Annotated in this window: 17 protein-coding genes and 1 pseudogene; 15 read left to right on the top strand and 3 right to left on the bottom strand. The window is 63.7% G+C overall.

Annotation, left to right across the window (positions count from 1 at the left end; all coding sequences use genetic code 11):
• The first annotated feature begins 46 nt into the window (after positions 1–46).
• The 13 genes from LGH82_RS14805 to LGH82_RS14745 all read left to right on the top strand — a co-directional run bounded on the left by LGH82_RS14805 (position 47) and on the right by LGH82_RS14745 (position 15582).
• Positions 47–925, top strand: coding sequence for a fumarylacetoacetate hydrolase family protein (locus LGH82_RS14805; RefSeq protein WP_227349166.1), 879 nt, complete (start codon positions 47–49; stop codon positions 923–925).
• A complete protein-coding gene (locus tag LGH82_RS14800) occupies positions 922–1701 on the top strand; it encodes an alpha/beta fold hydrolase (protein ID WP_227349165.1) in 780 nt (259 codons plus the stop codon). Before LGH82_RS14805 ends, LGH82_RS14800 begins: the two co-directional genes overlap by 4 nt.
• Positions 1702–1753: 52 nt before the next feature.
• Complete coding sequence (locus LGH82_RS14795; RefSeq protein WP_227349164.1) at positions 1754–3076, top strand: metal-dependent hydrolase family protein; 1323 nt, start codon at positions 1754–1756, stop codon at positions 3074–3076.
• Between the two features lie 44 nt (positions 3077–3120).
• A complete protein-coding gene (locus LGH82_RS14790; RefSeq protein WP_227349588.1) occupies positions 3121–4122 on the top strand; it encodes a branched-chain amino acid ABC transporter permease in 1002 nt (333 codons plus the stop codon).
• The gene (locus LGH82_RS14785; protein WP_227349163.1) at positions 4119–5147 is read left to right on the top strand and encodes a branched-chain amino acid ABC transporter permease; all 1029 of its coding nucleotides are present in this window, start codon (positions 4119–4121) and stop codon (positions 5145–5147) included. The genes LGH82_RS14790 and LGH82_RS14785 overlap by 4 nt, the downstream gene beginning before the upstream one ends.
• A gap of 51 nt (positions 5148–5198) precedes the next feature.
• Entirely contained in the window at positions 5199–6446 is a 1248-nt protein-coding gene (locus tag LGH82_RS14780; RefSeq protein WP_227349162.1) for an ABC transporter substrate-binding protein, read from the top strand.
• A gap of 26 nt (positions 6447–6472) precedes the next feature.
• The gene (locus tag LGH82_RS14775) at positions 6473–7258 is read left to right on the top strand and encodes an ABC transporter ATP-binding protein (protein ID WP_227349161.1); all 786 of its coding nucleotides are present in this window, start codon (positions 6473–6475) and stop codon (positions 7256–7258) included.
• Entirely contained in the window at positions 7251–9458 is a 2208-nt protein-coding gene (locus LGH82_RS14770) for an ABC transporter permease (protein WP_227349160.1), read from the top strand. The genes LGH82_RS14775 and LGH82_RS14770 overlap by 8 nt, the downstream gene beginning before the upstream one ends.
• Before the next feature lie 77 nt (positions 9459–9535).
• Complete coding sequence (locus tag LGH82_RS14765; protein ID WP_227349159.1) at positions 9536–11722, top strand: flotillin family protein; 2187 nt, start codon at positions 9536–9538, stop codon at positions 11720–11722.
• 219 nt (positions 11723–11941) lie between these two features.
• The gene (locus LGH82_RS14760) at positions 11942–12379 is read left to right on the top strand and encodes an SRPBCC family protein (RefSeq protein ID WP_227349158.1); all 438 of its coding nucleotides are present in this window, start codon (positions 11942–11944) and stop codon (positions 12377–12379) included.
• On the top strand, positions 12379–13899 hold the full coding sequence (locus LGH82_RS14755) for an SRPBCC family protein (RefSeq protein WP_227349157.1): 1521 nt from the start codon (positions 12379–12381) through the stop codon (positions 13897–13899). The genes LGH82_RS14760 and LGH82_RS14755 overlap by 1 nt, the downstream gene beginning before the upstream one ends.
• Positions 13900–14029: 130 nt before the next feature.
• The gene (locus LGH82_RS14750; RefSeq protein ID WP_227349156.1) at positions 14030–14296 is read left to right on the top strand and encodes a BrnA antitoxin family protein; all 267 of its coding nucleotides are present in this window, start codon (positions 14030–14032) and stop codon (positions 14294–14296) included.
• A gap of 179 nt (positions 14297–14475) precedes the next feature.
• Positions 14476–15582 carry a hypothetical protein gene (locus LGH82_RS14745; protein ID WP_227349155.1) on the top strand — a complete coding sequence of 369 codons (1107 nt, stop codon included), beginning with the start codon at positions 14476–14478 and terminating at the stop codon, positions 15580–15582.
• A 26-nt stretch (positions 15583–15608) separates the two neighbouring features.
• On the opposite strand, the gene LGH82_RS14740 is transcribed toward LGH82_RS14745, so the two are convergent.
• Positions 15609–17210: a cisplatin damage response ATP-dependent DNA ligase gene (locus LGH82_RS14740; protein ID WP_227349154.1), complete on the bottom strand. Its 1602-nt coding sequence runs from the start codon at positions 17208–17210 to the stop codon at positions 15609–15611.
• A 237-nt stretch (positions 17211–17447) separates the two neighbouring features.
• Complete coding sequence (locus tag LGH82_RS14735) at positions 17448–18458, bottom strand: ligase-associated DNA damage response exonuclease (protein ID WP_227349587.1); 1011 nt, start codon at positions 18456–18458, stop codon at positions 17448–17450.
• Positions 18459–18564: 106 nt separating this feature from the next.
• Between LGH82_RS14735 and LGH82_RS14730 the strand changes: the two are divergent.
• Positions 18565–19559, top strand: a pseudogene (locus LGH82_RS14730) (methyltransferase domain-containing protein).
• A 107-nt stretch (positions 19560–19666) separates the two neighbouring features.
• Entirely contained in the window at positions 19667–19966 is a 300-nt protein-coding gene (locus tag LGH82_RS14725; RefSeq protein ID WP_227349153.1) for a hypothetical protein, read from the top strand.
• 11 nt (positions 19967–19977) lie between these two features.
• On the opposite strand, the gene LGH82_RS14720 is transcribed toward LGH82_RS14725, so the two are convergent.
• A complete protein-coding gene (locus LGH82_RS14720) occupies positions 19978–20919 on the bottom strand; it encodes a 2-hydroxyacid dehydrogenase (RefSeq protein WP_227349152.1) in 942 nt (313 codons plus the stop codon).
• Between the last annotated feature and the right edge of the window lie 18 nt (positions 20920–20937).

The following is a 20937-nucleotide window of genomic DNA, read 5'->3' as shown; positions in this document are numbered from 1 at the left end:
CGAAAGAGCCAGATATGGTTCAAAAAAGGTTCAGGGAGGAAACTGGATGCGGGTCGCGACATTTTCGATCGCGGGTGAGCGCCGTGTGGGTATGGTCGATCTCGACGCCCAGACCGTCGCGCCTTTCGATTTTCCGGTCGAGCGCGCCGAGGCGGGCATCCTGGCGCTCATCGAGCGCAACGGCGTGAGCAATCCACGCACTCTTTCGTCGATCCCGCTTTCCCAGGTCGAGATCGAGGCGCCAATCCCGCTGCCGCGCCGCAACATCTTTTGCGTCGGCAAGAATTATCACGAACACGCACACGAATTTGCCCGCAGCGGTTTTGATTCCAGCGCCGGCGCGGGTGCCGTGCCAAAGCACCCGATCATCTTTTCCAAGGTCCCTGAATCGGTCGTCGCGAACCATGCCAGTGTGCTGATCGATTCCTCCGTTTCGACAGCCATCGACTACGAGGCCGAACTGGCCGTCATCATCGGCAAGGGCGGGCGCGGTATCTCGAAGGAGGATGCGCTCGATCATGTCTGGGGCTACACGATCGTCAACGACGTCACCGCTCGCGACCTTCAAGGCAAATACAGCCAGTGGCTGATCGGCAAATCGCAAGATACGTTCTGCCCGATGGGGCCATGGGCGGTGACCAAGGATGACTTCGACCTCGAAACCGCGGGCATCCGTTGTTTCGTCAATGATGATCTGCGCCAGGATTCCCGGATATCGTTGCTCATCTTCGATATCCCGACGATCATCGCGACGCTGTCGCAAGGCATCACGCTGAAGCCCGGCGACATCATTGCAACGGGCACGCCGGCCGGCGTCGGCATCGGTTTCGACCCGCCGAAATATCTGAAGGCCGGTGACGTCGTCCGTGTCGAGATCGACGGCATCGGCACATTGGAAAACAGATTTGCGGAGCGCGCCCAATGACAAGCGTCACCGTCGGCCCCATCGTCGCGGAAGTCACCGGCGAAGGCATGCCGGTGGTGATGATCCACGGCCTTGGCGGAACGTCGAACATGTTCCAGCCGCAGATGTCGGCACTGGCCGGCTATCGCGTCGTGCGCATCGACCTGCCGGGTTCCGGACGTTCGGCAAGGCCGATCGAGCCGCTGACCATCGAGATGATGAGCGAAGCGGTTATCCGGGCCATGGACGGCATGGGTGTGACCAAGGCGCATCTCGTCGGCCATTCGATGGGCACCATCGTCTGCCAGCAGATGGCGGCCTCGCAGCCGTCGCTGGTCGCCTCGCTGGCGCTGTTCGGCGCGTTGGCGGAACCGGCGGAGGCGACGCGGCAAGGTCTCGCCAATCGGGCTCGCCTGGCGCGGTCCGGTGGCATTGCTGACATCGCCGACCAGATCGTCGCCAACGCGATTTCGGCGCATACCAGGGAAACTTCGCCGGCGGCCGTTGCCTTTGTGCGGGAATCGATCACGCGCCAGGATCCGGAGTCCTATGCCCGCACCTGCGAGGCCCTGGCCAAGGCGACCGCTGTCGATGCACGGCGGATTTCGGCGCCAGCGCTGTTGGTCACCGGCGATGCCGACACGGTCAATCCGCAGGGTGTCGCCCAGGCGCTTGCCGACAAGATCAAGGGCGCCGTATTCTCTTCGCTGGATCGGTGCGGACATTGGGCTACGGTGGAGAGCCCGCGCGAAAGCAGCCAGAAGCTCGCCGATTTTTTGAGACGGGTTGATAGGTGAGGGTTTTTGATCGAGCGTAGAACTACGCGCTCGGCAAGTTGGGAGGCTTGTTATGGCAGACGACAGTTGGAACGGGAACAGTTCGACCGGCACGCTGTTCACCAATGTGCGCGTGCTCGACGCCACCGGTGAATATCCATACACCGGTGAAGTGCTGGTGCAGGGCAACCGCATCAAGCAGATCACCAAGGGCTCGTCGCGCTACGGCTCGTCTTCGTCCCACAGTGGTGGCGCCACGGTTATAGACGGCATGGGCGCGACGCTGATGCCCGGCATGATCGACGCACATCTGCATCTATCGTGGAACAATGCACCGGGCATCGACCCAATCCAGATGATGGAGGTCGAGGAGCACATGCTGGTCACCATGGAGATGGCCAAGTTGGTGCTCGATGCCGGCTTCACCGCCGGGCGGGGTGCCGCGGCCGCCAAGCCGCGCCTCGATGTCGTGGCCAAGAAGTTCATCAACCAGGGTCGGTTTCCCGGACCGCGCTATCTCGCGGCGGGCCCGGAGATCACCACGGTCGGCGGCCTCGGCGATTCGTCACCCTCACACATTCCCCACGAAGGCCTCAATCTCGGCATCGTCGTTTCGGGCCCGGAAGAGATCCGGCGCACCGTGCGCCAGCTGATCAAATACGGCGTCGATTCCATCAAGCTCAACCTGTCGGGCGAGAGCATCACCGGCATGGGCGCCGAGGAGACGCCGATGTCGGAGGAGGAGGTGGCCATGGCAGCCTCCGAGGCGCGCTGCCGCAACAAGGTGCTGTCGGCGCATGCGCGCTCCTCCGGCTCGGTCAAGCAGTGTGTCCGCCACGGCATCCAGAACATCTACCATGCGTCCTTCGCCGACGAGGAAGCGCTCGACATGCTCGAGGCGGTCAAGGACAAGCACTTTGTCGCGCCGGGCATCGCATGGCTGATCAACACCGCGCGCCACGCCGAGCAATGGGGCATCAAGCCCGGTTCGCCGCTGTCGCTCGAATATGAGCGCGAGCTCGAAATGTGCATCGATACGATGAAGAAGATGCACCGGCGCGGCATCCGCGTCTGCATCGGCGGCGACTATGGCTTTGCCTGGACGCCGCAAGGCACCAACGCCAGGGACATCCAGACCTTCGTCGAGATGCTCGGCTTCTCGCCGATGGAGGCGATCCAGGCTGGCACCAAATATGGCGGCCAGATCATGAACATGGGCGACGAGCTTGGCCTGATCAAGGAAGGCTATCTCGCCGACATGCTGCTGATCGACGGCGACCCGATCGCCGACGTGCGCATCCTGCAGGACAAGAACCGTATCCTCGCCATCATGAAGGACGGCAAGTTCCACAAGGCGCCGCGCATCAACGAACAGCGCCGCCGGCTGACCGCATGAGCATTCTCGACCGGCCATCTTCGCCCGACATTTCGGGCGGCGGCATGACGGGCCGGCAGGCATGGGGCCTTTTCGGGCTTCTTGTCGCCGCTGTCATTGCATGGCTGGTCTTTGCTGTCTGGCCGGATTGGCTGAACGCCATCCTGATCTCCAAGAAGGCTTTCGTCAGCGCGATCCTCAACGGCATCACGCTGGCGGGTCTCTATTTCCTGGTCGCCAGCGGCTTCACGCTGATCTTTGGCCTGATGCGCAACGTCAATCTCGCGCATGGTTCGCTCTATCTGCTCGGCGCCTACATCGGCTACGAGGTTACCAGCCGTACCGGCTACTGGCTGCTCGGCGTTTCCGCCGGCTTCGTGGTGCTCGCTCTTGTCGGCGTCGTCATGCAGGTCTTCGTCTTCCGTCGCCTGGAGGGTGACGACCTTCGCCAGACCCTGGTCAGCATCGGCATCTCCATCGTCGCCGCCGACCTGATGCTGGCGGTGTGGGCCGGCGGAACCTATCAGATCACGACGCCAGAATGGCTCGACGGTGCACTGACCTTGCCGGTCATCACGGCGGTTCGCTCCAACGGCGCCACGGTCTTCCTCACCTATCCGCTTTACCGCATCGTCGTGCTCGCGGCGGCGATCGTCATTGGCGTTGGCCTGTGGCTGATGCTGAACAAGACGCGCGTCGGCATGATGATCCGCGCCGGCGTAGACGACCGCGCCATGCTCTCGGCCTCGGGCGTCAACGTGCACGCGGTGTTCGCCATCGTCTTTGCCGTTGGCGCCGGGCTCGCCGGCTTTGCCGGTGTCGTTGGCGGCTCCGCACTGTCGGTCGCACCCGGCGAGGACGTCCGCTACCTTCTCGCCTCGCTCGTCGTGGTCATCGTCGGCGGCATGGGCTCGATCACCGGCGCCGCTATCGGCGCCTTGCTCATCGGCCTCGCCGAGCAGATCGGTCTCGTCTACTTCCCGACCTACGGCATCGTGCTCACCTTCGTCATCATGGTGGTGACGCTGGCGGTCAGGCCACAAGGCATCATGGGGAAAGCCCGATGAGCCTGACGATCCCGGCGGATGGCGCCGCGCCTCAAAAGAACTGGCTGGAGAAGCTTGGCTCCGGCCACATCATCCTCGCCGTCGTGCTGGTGCTTTATCCGTTGGTGGCGTCGGACTTCTTCCTGACCCAGATTGGCGGCTATTCGCTGATCTTCGGCATGCTCGGCCTCTCGCTGATGATGCTCGCCGGTTATGGCGGCATGGTCAGCCTGGCGCAGATCACGGTCGGCGGCATCGCCGCCTACGCCATCGCCATCCTCGGCAACAACAATTCGAACATTTTGGGTTTCGGCTGGCCGTGGTGGCTGGCGGTGCCCTTCGCGGTTCTCGCGGCGGCACTGGCGTCGACGCTCATCGGTTGGATTTCGGTGCGCACCGAAGGCATCTACACCATCATGATCACACTGGCCATCGCTACCGCGACCTACTATTTCGCGCAGCAGAACTACGCCATCTTCAACGGCCATTCCGGCTATGCCGGCATCCGGGCGCCGGCGTTCTGGGGCGTCAATTGGCGTGATCCCCGGCCATTCTACTATCTCTGCCTCGGTCTGGCCGTGCTATCCTATGCGGCCGTGCTCTACGGCTCGCGCTCCACCTTCGGCATGACCCTGCAGGCGATCCGCGACAATCCGCGCCGCATGCGCGCGCTGGGCTATCACGTCACAGCGCACAAGGTTTTCGCCTGGCTGCTGGCGGGCGTCATTGCCGGATTCGCGGGCGTGCTGCTGGTCTGGTTCAACGGCCGCGTCTCGCCGGGCACCATCGGTGTCGACGCGGCGATCGACGTGCTGATCATCGCCGTCATCGGCGGCTTGCGCCATCCGATCGGGCCGTTTCTCGGCGCGGTCGTCGTCGTCCTGATGCAGACTTTCGCCATCGACATTGTCGGCGCCGAGCGTTTCAACACGCTGATCGGCATGGTGTTCCTGGTGATCGTCTTCGTCTCACCGGATGGAATTCTTGGGTTGTGGGGGAGGATCAAGCCACAGTTTGCCCAGGAGTCCTTACGTTCCGGCCCTTAGCGGACGGAACGGAATGAACCACTGCAAAATGAAATCAACGGGAGGAAAATCATGAGGATGCATAGACGTACATTGCTGGCCCTGGCGGTGTTCACCGGGCTGACCGCGCCTTCGATGGCGCTGGCTGCCGACGATACGATCAAGATTGGCCTGCTTGCCACCTTCGAGGGGCCGTTCACGGTGCTCGGCGAGGACGGCGAGCGTGGCGCGATGACGGCGGTCGCCGAGATGAACGGCACTGTCGCCGGCAAGAAGGTCGAGATCGTCAAGGGTTCGTCCGATGCCTCGCCCGACAGCGCCGTACGCGCGGCGCGCAAGCTGGTCGAGCAGGACGGCGTCAAGGTGCTGGTCGGTCCGCTCTCGGGTGACGAAGGCATCGCGGTCAAGGACTATGCCAAGACCCAGCCGAACGTCACCTTCATCAACGGCACGTCCGCCGCGCAGGATACGACGCTGCGCGATCCGGCAGACAATTTCTTCCGCTTCTCGACTGATGGCGCGCAGTGGATGGCGGGCCTCGGGACCTATGCCTTCAAGGACAAGGGCTACAAGAAGGTCGCGACCGTCGCCGAGGATTATTCCTTCCCCTACACGCAGGTCTTCGGCTTCATGGCCGAGTTCTGCAAGGCCGGCGGACATGTACCGTCGAAGTCTTGGGTGCCGATCGGCAACAAGGATTTCTCCTCGGTCATCGCCGCCATTCCTGAAGGCGTCGATGCGATCTATGTCGCGCTCGGCGGCGCCGATGCCGTCAACTTCCTGACCCAGTATCAGCAGAGCGGTGGTACCGCGCCGCTCATCGGCGGCTCGATCACCGTCGACCAGACGGTGCTGACCTCGAAAGGCAAGCTGCGCGATGTGCTCAAGGGCACGCCGTCGGCCGGTCCTACCGCCGACACCAATGACTCGCCGGCATGGAAGACGTTTGTCGAGGCCTACAAGAAGCAGCCGGGCGCCTTTCCCTCGCCCTCGCTCTTTGCCCATGGCTACTACGTCGACATGAAGGCGACGCTGCTCGGCCTCGACAAGGTTGGCGGCGATGTTTCCGATGGCGGTGTGAAGCTGCGTGACGCACTGTCGAAGCTTTCCTTCGACACGCCGACCGGCAAGGTGTCGCTGGACAAGAACCGCAACGCGATCGCCGACATCTTCCTGACCGAGGTCACCGAAGGCGCGGACGGCAATCTCATGAACAAGCTGGTCAAGGTCGTGCCGCAGGTCAACCAGACGCTCGGCATTCCCGAAGACGAGTTCATGAAGCTCGGCGCGGTCAACCGCGACAATCCGAGCTGCCCGTAACAACTGACCTTGGAGCGTAGCCGCCAGTGACCGAAAGCCTCGCAGCAAACCGTCTCCAGAGCACCGGCGCCTATGCGCTGGAGCTTGACGGCGTGGCGCGGCATTTCGGGGCACTGGTGGCGCTCTCGGGTATCAACATGAGGATCGCGGCCGGCGAGCGGCGCGCGGTTCTCGGCTCCAACGGCGCCGGCAAGACGACGCTGTTCAACGCCGTGACCGGCGACTTCCTGCCGACGGCCGGACGTATCCGCTTCTTTGGCGAGGACATCACCGACCTGCCGCCGCATGAGCGTATCCGGCGCGGCCTGCGGCGCACCTATCAGATCTCACAATTGTTCAAGGGCCTGTCCGTCCTTGATTCCATCTTCCTCGCCTGTCGCGGCGTGTCGCGCCGCCGCTTCTCGCTGCTGCGCCCACGGGTCACCGATGTGAACATGGTGCAGGCGGAATCGATCCTGAACGCGGTGCATCTCGAAACCTATCGCGATACGCTGGTGGCGACGCTGAGCCACGGCCAGCAGCGGCAGTTGGAGATCGCGCTGGCGCTGGCCGGCGCGCCGCGTTTCATCCTGTTCGACGAGCCCGCGGCCGGTCTGTCGCCGACCGAGCGCCGCGACCTGGTGACAATCCTCAACGGCCTGCCCAAGCATATCGGCTATGTGATCATCGAGCATGACCTCGACGTGGCGCTGCGCGTGTCGGAATATGTCTCGATGATGCACAATGGCCGCCTGTTCAAGGAGGGCACGCCGCAGGAGATCGAGGCCGATCCCGAGGTCCAGGAAATCTACCTCGGAGGCAAGCATGGCTGAACGCCCGGCACCTTCAGGCAAGGCGGTCCTCAAGATAGAGGACCTGCAGGTCTACTACGGCGAAAGCCATGCGCTGCAGGGTGTGTCGCTGACGCTGGAAAGCGGCGTGCTGTCGGTCGTCGGCCGCAACGGCATGGGCAAGACAACGCTGTGCAACACCATCACCGGTCTGAAGCGCGCGCAGTCGGGATCGATCCGGGTCGACGGCCGCGAAATCTCGTCGCTTGAACCGCATGAAATCCACCGCCTCGGCGTAGGCTATGTGCCGCAGGGCCGTCGCGTCTGGCCGAGCCTGACCGTCGACGAACATCTTCGTCTGGCAGCCGGCAACCGGCGCGATGCAAGCTGGACGGTCGAGCGCATCTACCAGACCTTTCCGCGCCTTGCCGAACGCCGGAGCAATGGTGGCTCGCAGCTGTCGGGCGGCGAGCAGCAGATGCTGGCGATTTCTCGCGCACTGCTGAGCGATCCCAGATTGCTGGTCATGGACGAGCCGACCGAGGGGCTGGCTCCCATCATCGTCGAGCAGGTCGAGCGCATGCTGGTGACGCTGGCCGAGGAAGGCGAGATGGCGATCCTCGTCATCGAACAGAATATCGGCGTCGCGACAGCCGTGTCCGATCGCGTCGCGATCATGGTCAACGGGCGCATCAACCGCATCATGGAAGCGTCGGCGCTTGCCGCCGACCGGGAGTTGCAGCAGCGCCTGCTAGGCGTCGGCCGCCATTCCGATGAGCCCGCCGTGACCCCCGCGGCCGCGGCCCAGGCGCAAGAGCAACTGGCCGAAGTCTATCGTATTGACCGAGGGGCGTCGCAAGGCGTCCCGCAAGACGGCATCTACCGCCCGGTGACCGAACTGCCCAACCGCTGGAACGTGCCGGTGACGGCCATGCGCCAGGCGGCGGTCGACAAGACAGCACCTCGCGACGACCTGAAAAAGGTCTTCGCCATTCCCTTTGCCGAGCGGATCGGCAGGACCGTACTCGTCGCCGGTACCTTCGACACCAAGGGCAAGGAATTGCGCTTCATCGCTGATCGCCTCAAGTCCTTGGGCATTCCGGTCCGCACGGTCGACCTGTCGACCTCCGGCAAACCGTCGAGCGCCGATGTTCCTGCCATGCAGGTGGCAAGCATGCATGCGCGGGGTGCTTCCGCCGTCATGTCCGGCGATCGCGGCGGCTCGGTGGCGGCGATGGCCGAGGCCTTCGCGCGCTGGATCGAACGCGAGCCGCGCATCGGCGGCGTGATCTCGGCCGGCGGCTCCGGTGGCACAACCCTGGCGACGGCTGGCATGCGCGTATTGCCGGTTGGCATTCCCAAGTTGATGGTCTCGACGGTGGCGGCCGGCGATGTCGCCAAATATGTCGGCGGCGCTGACATCATGATGTTCCATTCGGTCGCCGACGTTCAGGGGCTGAATTCGATTACCGAAGCCGTGCTCGGCAATGCCGCTCATGCGATGGCGGGCATGGTCGCGCAATTGCCGACCGGCGAGGCGTGGGAAGCAAAACGCAAGCTGGCGCGCCCGGCTGTCGGCATAACCATGTTCGGCGTCACCACGCCGGCGGTGCAGGCGGTCACGAAGCGGCTTGAAGGGGACTATGACTGCCTCGTCTTCCACGCCACCGGCATCGGTGGGCGCGCGATGGAAAACCTTGCGGACTCACGGCTGCTCTCCGCCTTCCTTGACCTCACCACCACCGAGGTGGCCGACATGATCGTTGGCGGCGTCTTCCCGGCGACCGACGACCGCTTTGGCGCGGCGATCCGTACGGGCCTGCCCTATGTCGGCTCGACCGGGGCGCTGGACATGGTCAATTTCGGTTCGCGCGACAGCGTGCCGGAGAAGTTCCGCGCCCGGAAGTTTGTCATCCACAATCCGAACGTCACCTTGATGCGCACCACCCGCGACGAGAACCGCGCGTTCGGCGAATGGATCGGCGCACGCCTCAACGCCATGAACGGTCAGGTTCGTTTTCTTTTGCCCGAAGGCGGTGTGTCGATGCTCGACTCGCCCGGCCAGCCGTTCTGCGATCCGGAAGCCGACAATGCGCTGTTCGAGGCGATCGAGAAGACCGTGCGCCCGACATCGCAACGTGTCGTCCAGCGCGTCCGGGCAAACATCAACGACACGCCTTTCGTCGACGCGGTGATCAACGCGTTCCACGCCATCACGCCAAAGCTGCAGAGGCGAGCATGATGACTTGGAGCGAATGGGTTTATGAATTTGATGCCGGTCGCCTTTGGCTGACCGCATCCTGTCTGGGAGGGTAGAAAATGGACGCGCAGATCTTTGGCGCTTTCCTGTTGTGGCTGATCATCGCCGCGGTCGTCGTGGTCATCGCCGTCTACATCCTGCGATGGCTCTATCGCCGCTCGACCAAGGAGACGGCGTTCGTACGCACAGGCTTCATGGGCGAGAAGGTGGTGGTGAATGGCGGCGCCTTCGTCATTCCGGTGCTGCACGAGATCACGCCCGTCAACATGAACGTCCTGCGCATCGAGGTGCGCCGCGAGGACGGTTTTGCACTGATCACCAGGAACCGGATGCGCGTCGACCTGATCGCCGAGTTCTTCGTCCGTGTCGGCGCCAGCCGAGAGCTGGTCGCGGCCGCCGCCCAGACGCTTGGCCGCCGCACGCTGCAGCCCGACAGCCTGCGCGAACTGCTCGAAGGCAAGTTTGCCGGCGCCTTGCGCACGGTCGCCGCCCAGATGACGCTGGAAGAGATGCACGAACTGCGCGGCGACTATGCCGCCAAGGTGCGCAGGCTCGCCGAGGAATCGCTTGCCGCCAACGGCCTTGAGCTGGAAAGCGTCGCCATCGTCGATCTCGACCAGACCAGCCTCGAATATTTCGATCCCTCCAACGCCTTCGACGCCGAGGGCCTGACGCAGCTGACGGAGTCGATCGAGACCCGGCGCCGCATGCGCAACGAGATTGAGCAGCGCACGCTGGTCGACATCCGCAACCAGAACCTCGACACCCAGCGCAAGGTGCTGGAGATCGACCGCGACAGCGAATATGCCCGCCTGGAGCAGGAGCGTGAAGTCGAGATCCGTCGTGCGGCCCAGCGTTCTGAGCTCGCCATCGATCGCGCGCTGCGCGACCAGGAATCCGAACAGGCACAGCTATCGTCACGCGAAGCCGTCGAGAAATCGCGCCTCAACCAGGAGCGCAACATCACCGAGGAGCGCATCAAGAGCGAGGAAGACACGCAGCGCCGTGAGATCGCGCGCCGCCGTTCGCTCGACGAGACCGAGATGAAGATGCGCGAGCTGACGGAACGCGAGCAGATAGCGCTCGAACTGTCCCTGGAGCGGGCTCGTATCGAGCGCGAAGGCGCGCAGAGCCAGCTGGAGATCGAACGCAAGAAGCTGCTCGAAGTCGCCGAACTGGAACGCCAGATCACACTCGCCGAAAAAGCGCTTGAGGTCACCAAGGCCGAGGCGGAAAAGCGCCGCGCCGAGATCGTCGAGAACCAGGCGACCGAGACGGCGAGGATCGCGCAGGACCGTGCCATCGACGAGGTCAGGATTTCACGCGAGCGCCATCTCGAAGCGCTGCAGATTGCTAAGCGGCAGGCCTTCGAGGAAGCCGAGATCTCGGCTGGCGAAGAGGTCGAGCGTGCTCGCATCACCACCGAGCGCGGCATCGAGGAAGCGCGGCTGATCAAGGATCGAGATATCCGGCAAATGGGTGTCGAACGCGACCAGAGGATCGAGATCGCCGAGATCCAGAAGGCCATCGACATCGCCAAGAAGACGCAGGAGCGCTCTTCGGCGATAGCGGCTTCGGAAGCCGTTCGCGCCAAGGCCGTCCAGGCCGAGGAACAGGCGTTCACCGCCCGCGAACGCGAGATCGCCGAGCGACGCAAGCTGACGGATCTGATTGGTGCTGCGCGCGAGGCGGAGCGCGAGGCTCTGCGTATCACATCCGCCGCCGATGCGGAGATGAAGGCGGCCAAGAGCCTCGCCGAAGCGCAGAAGATCGCGGCCGTTGCCTCGGCCGAGTCGGAGAAGATCCACGCCCTCGCGGCGGCCCAGCGCTACGAGGTCGATGCAGCCGGCCATCGCCAGCTCAACGAGGCCGAGAACCTGCTTTCCAACGAGGCGCGCGCCGGTCGCCTGCGTGGCAAGCTGCTCGACCACATGGAAGGCATCATCCGCGAAAGCGTCAAGCCGATGGAGAAGATCGAAGGCATCAAGATCCTGCATGTCGACGGCCTCAATGGCGGCCAGGGCGGCAACCGCAATGTCACCGACGAGGTCATCGATTCCGCCCTGCGCTACCGGGTGCAGGCGCCGATGATCGACAGTCTGATGAAGGAGATCGGTATCGAGGGCGGTTCGCTTGGCCGCATGACCGATGTGCTGCGCGACGCCAAGGATATTTCGAGCCTGACCCGCGACAAGAAGGGCAAGGGCAAGACCGCCAAGGACGATGATGACGACCGCGATCACTGAGGCGGTCGTGTTCCTTCGCGCCCCCCTCTGTCCTGCCGGACATCTCCCCCTCAAGGGGGGAGATCGGCCGTCATCGACGGATTCACCAGTCTCCAAATTCGGAATGTCGGAGCAGATGGAAGTCTTGGCAATCTCCCCCCTTGAGGGGGAGATGTCCGGCAGGACAGAGGGGGGTATGCCTGGACACAACGTCTGTCATTCCATCCCCGGCTTCCAAGCATGACCAAGGTCTATATCTCCTCCGTCATTCCCGCGCCCGCTGCCGAAGTGTGGAAGGTCGTGCGCAATTTCAACGGCCTTCCAAATTGGGCGCCGTTCATTGCCGAGAGCCGGATCGAGCAGAATGCGCCGGCCGACCAGATCGGCTGCATCCGCAGTTTCACGCTCAAGGGCGGCGGACGCATCCGGGAAAAACTGCTGGCGCTGTCCGACTATGACCTGTCCTGCAGCTACGCGATCCTCGAAAGTCCGATGGGCGTGGAGAACTATGTCTCCACGCTTTCCCTGACGCCGATCACCGACGGCAACGCGACATTCGCCGAATGGCAGGCCGAGTTCGATTGCGCCCCCGATCAGGAAGCAACCCTCATGCAGCAGATCGGCACCGGCGTGTTCCAGGCGGCATTCACAGCGCTCAAGCAGCGTTTCAGGGGCTGATGGTCAAGGTCCGTCAGAGCACCATCATCGATGCGCCGATCGATGACGTCTGGGCCATCCTGCGCGATTTCAACAGCCATGACCGCTGGCACCCGGCGATCGCTTTCAGCGAGATCGAGGGTGGTGACCCCGTTGATGCCGTCGGGGCGGTGCGGCATTTCCGGCTGGCCGATGGCGGTGAGTTGCGGGAGCAGTTGCTGGCGCTGTCCGACAAGGACCGGCGGTTGAGCTATTGCCTGCTCGAGGCGCCCTTGCCGCTGATGGGCTATGTCGCGTCTGTCCGGCTGAAGCCGGTGACCGACGGCAACGCCACATTCTGGGAATGGTCTTCCGAATTCCAGCCGCCCGCGCACCGGCGTGACGAACTGGTCAAGCTGGTCACCGAAGGAATCTATCAGGCCGGTTTTGAGGCTGTTCGCAGATTGCTGTGGCGCAAGACCGTGGCCGCGCCCGTTGAGGCGAGGCCACCTGGGACGATTGTCGTCCCGGCGCCATCCGCAAGCGCGCCGCGCGCGGTATCGCCGATCGCGCCCGGCCAGGCTGAACGAACCAGGGCGGTGCTTGTAGAACGCTATGGCGGCCCGGAAGTCCTCCAATTCACCGAAATCGGATTGCCGCCGCCCGGGCCCAACGAAGTGCGGATTCGCCATACGGCGATCGGCGTCAACTTCATCGATGTCTACTGCCGCACCGGCTATTTCGACCTTCTGCAGCCACCTGGCGTGCCCGGCATGGAGGCCGCTGGTGTCATCGAAGCCGTCGGCCCGGAAGTCTCGGGCTTCATGGTCGGCGATCGCGTCGCCTATGCCTGTCCGCCGGTTGGCGCTTATGCTGAACGGCGCAACATGGCGCCGGATCTGCTGGTTCATCTGTCGGATGACGTTACCGACGAGATTGCCGCCGCCGGCCTGCTCAAGGGCGTCACCGCGAGTTTCCTGCTCCATGATGTCCATGCCGCGCGCCCCGGTTCCGTCGTTCTCATCCACGCGGCCGCCGGCGGCGTCGGCCAGTTGCTGGTGCAATGGGCCCGCCATCTCGGCGCAACCGTCATCGCCACCGTATCGAGCGACGACAAGGCGCGCATTGTTGAGAGGTTGGGGGCGCATCACGTCATCGTCTATTCGCGCGAGAATTTCGCCGACGCGGTCATGCGGCTGACCAACGGTGCGGGCGCCGATGTTGCCTATGACGCGGTCGGCAATGACACATTCGGCGGTTCGCTGGCGGCGCTCGGCGTTCGCGGTCACCTCGTCAGTTTCGGCCAGGCCTCCGGCCCGGTCGGCAATTGGGATATCGGCCGGTTCTCGTCGAAGTCGATCACCATCTCGCGCCCGAACTATGCGCATTACACCGACACGCCGGAAAAGCTCGCGCCGCATGTCAACCGCTTCTTCTCGGCGCTACGGCAGGGGGTGATCAGGGTCGAACCACCGACGCGATATCCGCTGTCGCAGGCAGCAGCGGCTCACCGCGATCTCGAATCGCGGCGCACAACCGGAGCCCTGGTGCTGACGGTTTGAGGCACTGCCTTTTTTCGCGGTTCACGACGCAGCGGTCGGTCAATGGTGGAAACCCTCTGCGCCGACCTGTGCGCCGCTGCCATATCGGCTATTGTGGCGCATCACAGCCCTCATGCAGTCAGGACACGCCATGGTAAACCCGCCGCGCCGACCGACAAACCCGATGGAAGCCGCCGAGGCCGCCTTCAAGCCGATCAAGAAGCCGGCGCCGGCGCCGGTTCGTGAGGCACCGGCGGCTCCCAATGTCAGGGAGCTGGTTTCGATCCGCATCGATCGGGCTGTGCTGGACCATTTCCAGGAGGACGGGCCGGGTTGGCAGGATCGCATCAACGAAGCGCTCCGGCAGGTCGTGGCCGGGAATCCGGTCGCGACCGGCGACCGCTCGAATGACGACTGAGCGCGCAACGACCGCACCACGGCAGAAACGGCGAAATAGATCTGTTTCTTTGCCGGAAAATCCGGGAAATTGCCTTTGAATTCATCGGCAAGGCAGAATGCGGCCGCTCGCCCGTTGATTGATTGGTCGCCTGCGGCTAACGATCATGCGATGTAAGCGAACGTGCAGAGGGAATTCGCTTGGACGCGATCGAAAAAGCGATCCGCAACGCCCTGGAAAAGGGCAATGCCGACGACCGGGCGTTTCGCGAAAAGGTCTATCGCTCGGCCTTCGCGGCGCTTGACCGCGCGTTGCAGGCCAATCCGAACGTCACGGTGGAAGTCGCCATCAAGCGCCGCAAGGCTGTGCAGGCCAAGATCGCCGAAATCGAATCTGAATACATTCCGGCTGTTTCCGGCGGGGAGCAAGCGCAAGGCGGTGCGCCGGCCATAGAGCTTTCGGGCAACGGCGAAGCCGCGTCCGTGCCATCGATTGCCGTCGGCCCAGCTGCCGATGCGCCGCATTCGCGCGTGCTGCCGGTCGTTCCCGATATCATGCCCGACGCCGTCCTCCCCGGCGCGCCGACGGATATGTCCGGTTCGGCAGGAGCCGCGGCCGAGGTGGCCCCTGACCGTGACGAGCGGCGGATAAGAGGGCGCCGCTTGCCTCTGACCGCCATCTTCCTCGGCGTGACATTGCTCGCGGCTGTCGGCATCGGGCTTTTCTTCGCCATGCAGACTGGCGTCTTCAAGACCCGGGCCCAGCTCGACACGGCCCCGCCCGAAGCTTCTCCGACCGTGAATGATGACGACTTCACGCCCTCGGCCAACAGTGGCTCGCCGCAAAAGCCGGGCGCGTCTGATCAGTCGCGGGACTGGATCAATGTGTTTTCACCGAGCGATGCGTCGCATGTCAGCGCGCCGTCCGATGCCAAGGCCGAGGTGATGAAGGACGACACGGGGTCGTTCCTGCGGATACGTTCGGGCACATCCGGCTCGGCCATAAGCTTCGACGTCGGGCAGGGCATATTGGAGAAGCTCGCCGGCAAGCACGCCGTGTTCGACATCATCGCCCGCTCCGAGGAAGGCAAGGAGACGCAGATCTCCGTCGACTGCAACTTTGGGGAACTCGGTGATTGCGGCCGCAAGCGCTATGCGGTTGGCCAGCAGCGCAACGAATATCTGTTCGACGTGCCGTTTGCCGACAAGCATCCGGGCGCCGCCGGCACCATCGCCATCAATTCCGATTTCGACAAGCAGGGCAAGGCAGTCGACATCTACGAGATCCGCGTCTCGATCGCCCAGTAAGTTCTGCGCATTGTGGAGGCCACAAGCTAGCGATCGAGCAGCGCCCGCAGCGTCTCGATGCGGTCGGCTTCATCGGTAGGCTTGTCCCAGCGTAGCCTTGAAATGCGTGGAAAGCGCATGGCTACGCCGGATTTGTGTCGTGTCGAGCGGTTGAGCCCTTCGAATGCCACTTCCAGCACGAGGCCGTTCTTGCGGTCGGCCCGCACCGAGCGGACCGGGCCAAAACGCTCGATCGTGTTGTCGCGGACATATTTGTCGATCTGCTTCAGTTCCTCGTCGGTGAAGCCGAAATAGGCCTTGCCGACAGGCACCAGTTCCTCCGAACCTTCCGGGCCGGACCAGACGCCGAATGTGTAGTCCGAGTAGAAGCTCGAACGCTTGCCGTGACCGCGCTGGGCATACATCAGCACCGCGTCGACCGTATGCGGGTCGCGCTTCCATTTGAACCAGGGCCCCTTGGGACGACCGGCGAGATAGGGTGCATCCCAACGCTTCAGCATGACGCCCTCGATGATCGGGTGGGGCGGCGCCCGGCGCAGTTCCTCCAGCGTATGCCAGTCGTCGAAGGTGACGAAGGGCGACAGGTCGAAGCGGCTTGGTTCCAGCGTTTTCACGAATCTCTCCAGGCGGTCGCGCCGCTCGCGGAAGGGCAGGCCGCGCACATCTTCGCCGGCGAGCTGCAGCAGGTCGTAGCAGCGCATGAAGGCCGGATATTGCTGCTGCATCTTCGGGGTCACGGTCTTGCGGTTCAGCCGCTGCTGCAGGTCCGAAAAGGTACCAGTCGCCTCCCGGGGATCGCCGACCAGAAGCTCGCCATCAAGAGTGGCGTCGAAGGTCATGGCCTCCGCAAGATCGGGGAAGGCGCCCGAAACATCGTCGCCGGTGCGCGAGTAGAGCCGCCGGACGCCGCCTTCCGACACCGCCTGCACGCGGATGCCATCCCACTTCCACTCCGCCGCATAGTCGGCCGGATCGAGCTTTTCGAGGTCGCCATCGCCGACGGGGTTGGACAGCATCACCGGGCTGAACAGGGCGAGCGCCGTCTTCTTCGGCTTCTCCGCCTTGCCCTCCAGCCAGGCAAACAGTTCGGCATAGGGCGGCGTCAGCCCATGCCAGAGTTCCTCGATCTCGGCGACATCGACCTGACCGAAATCCGCCAGCGCCTGTTTCGCCAGCCGCGCCGAGACGCCAATGCGCAGGCCACCGGTAACCAGCTTTATGATGGCGAAGCGGGCCGAGATGCCGGCGCTGTCGAGCAGCCGGGCCAGCACTTTGGGCCCGTCTGAGCGACTGGCCGCCTGCAGTTTGCCGACGACCTCGCCAAGCGTCGGCACACGGTTCGGAATGGCCTCCTGCGCCTGCGGCCAGACCAGCGAGACCGTCTCGGCGAGGTCGCCGACATAGTCGTAGGAATAGCCGAACAGAACCGGGTCCATCCGCTCGGCAACGAGGGACCTGAGCATGGCGGGCTTGACCGCCGCGATATTGAGGTCGCCGGTGATCGCGGCCAGCGCCAGTCCGCGATCCGGATCCTCGACGCTGCGAAAATAGTCGGTCAGCAGCGTCAGCTTGCCGTTGCGCGACGGCGTCAGCACCAGTCGGTCGAGAAGTTCGGCGAAGCGGTTCATGAGGGTGTGGACCGCGATAATGGATGAGGTTTGCGTTCTGTCGCGCGCCCCTCTGTCCTGCCGCACATCTCCCCCTCCAGGGGGGAGATCGGAAGCCCCGCCGACCGCACTTCCTTTGTGATGTTGGAGATTTGCGAAAGCGAAGGTGACATGCGATCTCCCCCCTTGAGGGGGAGATGTCCGGCAGGACAGAGGGGGGCACCGTAGAGCGCCACATCGGCGATTGTTCCCATCAGCTCAATCGCCCTCGTCCTCATAGCCGACGAGGTGCAGCGGCCGGGCGGCGATGCCCTCAAGCTCGCACCACCGCACCAGCGCTTCCTCTCGACCATGCGTGACCCAGATTTCTCCGGCACCCGTCTCCTTGATCGTCGCCGTCAGTTCGTCCCAGTCGGAATGGTCGGATATGATCAGCGGCAGCTCGACGCCACCTTGCTTGGCGCGCCGGCGGATGCGCATCCAGCCGGAAGCAAAGCATGAGATCGGATCGGGAAAGCGCCGCGCCCAGCGGTCGGCGAAGGCCGATGGCGGGCCGACGACGATGGCGCCGGCAAAATCTTGCCTGCCGCCGGTCTCGATGGTTGCCGGCTCCAGCGTGCCGAGATCGATGCCCTGGCCCTGGTAATAGCCGCTGAGCTTCGCCAGCGCGCCGTGGATATGGATCGGCTTGTCGTAGCCGGCATCGCGCAGCAGTCTCATCACCCGTTGCGCCTTGCCCAGCGCATAGGCGCCGACCAGGTGCGCGCGTTCGGGAAATTGCACGGTTGATTTCAGCAGGCGGGCGATTTCCTCCGTATCGGGCGGATGACGGAACACCGGCAGGCCGAAGGTCGCCTCGGTGATGAACACGTCGCAGGTGACCGGCTCGAACGGCAGGCACGTGGCGTCCTTCTGGCGTTTGTAGTCGCCGGACGCCACGATGCGCATGCCCTGGTGTTCCACCGCGATCTGCGCCGAGCCCAGCACATGCCCGGCCGGATGGAAGGTGACGGTGACGTCGTTCAGCGCGATTGCCTCACCGAGACCGGCCGCTTGCGTCGCGCCGGCAAACCCCTCGCCATAGCGAAGTGCCATGATGTCCAGCGTCTGTCGGGTTGCCAGCACCGAGCGGTGCCCGGAACGGGCATGATCGGAATGGCCGTGCGTGACCAGGGCGCGGTTGACCGGCCGCACCGGGTCGATGAAGAAATCGCCGGGCGGGCAATAAAGGCCTTCGGGCCGGGGATGAAGCAGGTCACTGGCGCGCATGTTTCCCAAGATAGGCATGAATTGCGTCGCGGGAAGCCTGTTGTAAGTCACTGCTGACTCCAGCATACACAGCATCCCGGCTCCATCCGCCGGCGGAACCACTGCCATGAAGCCGCTTCAGGCCTCGTCCGGCGACTTGAACGCCGATCGTCGTGCCGACTATGCCGAGATGCTCCATGCATCGGGCGACCACGCGGCGGCGGCTGAACTGCTGCTTGGCGCCATGGAACTGGTGCCGCAATGGGCGATGGGCTGGTATCGCCTTGGCGAGATGCAGGAGACGGCGGGCGCATTCGATCTCGCGGCGCAGGCCTGGACAATATCGCTGAAGCTCGATCCCACGGATCGCCAGGGCGCCGCGCTCAAGCTGCAATTGATCGGCAGGGAGCCGGCAAAAGGAGCGCCGCCCAGTGCCTTTGTCGAAACGCTGTTCGACCACTATGCCGAAAGCTTCGATGACGCTCTCGTCGAGAAGCTTGGCTACCGGGTGCCCGAGTTTCTCGACGCGGCCATTCGGGCTGCCAGGCCGGGTCGGTTCGGACTGGTGCTCGATCTCGGCTGCGGTACCTGATGGGTGAAAGGCTGCGGCCTATCGCCGACCGGCTTGAGGGTGTCGATATCTCCGCCAAAATGCTCGGGAAGGCGCGGGCAAAGAACATCTACGACGTCCTCACCAAGGCCAATCTGCAGGATTTTGTGCATGCGGGCGACAAGGCCGAACTGGTCACCGCGGCCGATGTCTTCATCTATGTCGGCTCGCTCGACGGTGTGGTGAAGAATGTCGCGGCGATGCTTGCTGACAACGGGTTGTTTGTGTTCTCGGTCGAGAAGATCGGCGATGCGGGATGGCATGGTGACTTTGTGCTGCAGCCGTCGCGCCGCTATGCTCATTCTGAAACTTATGTGCGCAGGGTGCTCGCCGACAACGGTTTCTCGATCCTGTCACTGGAAACGAAGATTATCCGGCAGGATCGCCGCCAGGCGGTCGAGGGGTTGATCGTGGTCGCGGCACTGTCTTCGTCGTTGGCGGGAAGGGATGCAGGTTTTTTCGCTTCGTGTCGAACGACCATTGCGGTGACTGCGAAAAAGCAGGATTCTTGAACCCCGACTGACACCACCGAAGGCGCGTTTATATGGAGCACCCCATGCGTTGGAACATGATGGTATTGGCATCCTGCCTGGCTGTGGCCGGTTGCATGGAGAATTCGTTGGCGGAAAGGCAGGATGCGAACATCCAGTCGTCGCTGCAATACGATACGGTCCCTTGCGATCAACTGCTGGCTCAGCGCAACGGCCTGGCGCAGCAATATCACCTGTCGCCGCAAACCGCGAAGCCGACTTTCTCCAATCCGGCAATGGGCTTTGGCCCGTTCATGATGGACACACGTTCAAAGAGCCAGCAAGACGCCGAAGCCGCAAGCGGCAAGATCGACGCGATGAATCGTTCGATCACCCGCCGTGACTGCGGCAAGCCTACCAAGCAGACCAAGCTGACGCTGCCAGGCTAAGTCTTGCGGCGCTAATATCCAGCGTCGCGGTCCACCAGGTTTTCCAGCTTTTCACCTCGCTCGAAAGCGTCCATCTGGCGCAGCATGGTCGGTACCAGATGCACGGGGTCGGAGGTCGCCGCCGCGTGTGGCGTGACGAACACCTTGGGATGGCCCCACAGCGGGCTGGTCTTGGGCAGCGGCTCGACCTCGAACACGTCGAGGCTCGCCTCCTTCAGCGCGCCGTCGTCCAGGGCGCGCACGATGTCGGCATCCTTCTGCAGGCGTCCGCGCCCGGCATTGATCAGCACGGAGCCGCCGAGGCCGTTGCGCTTGCGCAGTTCCTTCAGCAGTCCATGGTTGATGATGCCCTGGGTGTTGGGGGTCAGGGGCAGCAGCACGACCAGAATGTCGGTGGCGTTGAGGAAGGGAACCAATCCGGCCTCGCCAGCATAGGTCGAAACACCTGCCATCGGCTTGTCGCCGCGCGCCCAGCCATTGACCGTGAAGCCGAGCGACAGCAGCACCGACGCCGCCGCGCGCCCGAGCGTACCGAACCCCATGATGCCGACCGAAATGTCGCCGGCCGGCCGCTGTGGCGGATCATGCCAGATCTTTTTCTTCTGCTGCGACCGGTAAAGCAGGCCCTGGCGGTGATGATCGAGCACCCGCCAGACGACATATTCGGTCATGTACTGGGTGAGATTGCCGGCAACGACCCTCACGATCGGAACCTTCGGCAGGCCTGGATCGGCGAAGATATGATCGACGCCGGCGCCGATCGAGAAGATGGCACGCAGATTGGGCAGCGACGACAAGAGGTTAGGCCGCTGTTTCCACACCACCGCATAGGTGATCGACGGGTCCTTGGCGCCGTCCGGCTCCAGCACCACGTCGCGCTCCGCCGACAGCAATTCGTGCCAGCGTTGCGGGTGAAAGCCAGTCACGGCAAGCAGGATGCGGCCTTTTTCCATTGCGGTCTTCTGTTCCAT

It is taken from the genome of Mesorhizobium sp. PAMC28654 (assembly GCF_020616515.1).
GTDB lineage: Bacteria > Pseudomonadota > Alphaproteobacteria > Rhizobiales > Rhizobiaceae > Mesorhizobium.
Note: the sequence above shows the minus strand (reverse complement) of the source record. Positions and strands in the feature narration are given on the sequence as shown.